Genomic DNA, 437 nt, shown 5'->3' with positions numbered 1-437 from the left:
GCCTCTTCGACCAGGACACGGTGGACCGTGTGGCCCTTGATGTCCATGCCGAGGATCTGCTCGGCCTTGGCCTGAGCGTCCTCGGGGCCCTCGGCGACCCTGACGCCACCGGCCTTACCGCGGCCACCGGTCTTGACCTGGGCCTTCACGACGACCTTGCGACCGAGCCGGCCCGCCACGGACCGGACCCGCTCGGGGGTGTCCGCGATCTCGCCCTCGACGAGCGCGACGCCGTACTCGCCGAAGATCTGTTTGGCCTCGTACTCGTAGAGATCCATCGGTGGCTCCTCCGTTCGTCCTGCGTCGAGCCCCCCTTCAGTGATACTTCATACTGTATGCAGTATTCAATAGGCATCCTCGACGGATCACCTCTTCACAACCCGGCCCCTGTTTTGCATACTGCATACAAGGAGGTGCCGACATGCCAGGCCGTCACC

General features: G+C 64.3%; 1 protein-coding gene. It reads right to left on the bottom strand.

What is annotated here, in order from left to right; all coding sequences use genetic code 11:
- Positions 1–278, bottom strand: a 278-nt coding sequence (locus DSY14_RS28155) for an ATP-grasp domain-containing protein (protein WP_211719609.1), incomplete at its 3' end; no start/stop codon positions are given.
- Positions 279–437: the final 159 nt, after the last annotated feature.

Source organism: Nocardiopsis sp. MG754419, from assembly GCF_018207095.1.
In the GTDB taxonomy this organism is placed as follows: Bacteria; Actinomycetota; Actinomycetes; order Streptosporangiales; family Streptosporangiaceae; genus Nocardiopsis.
This window is presented reverse-complemented; position numbering and strand designations above follow the sequence as displayed.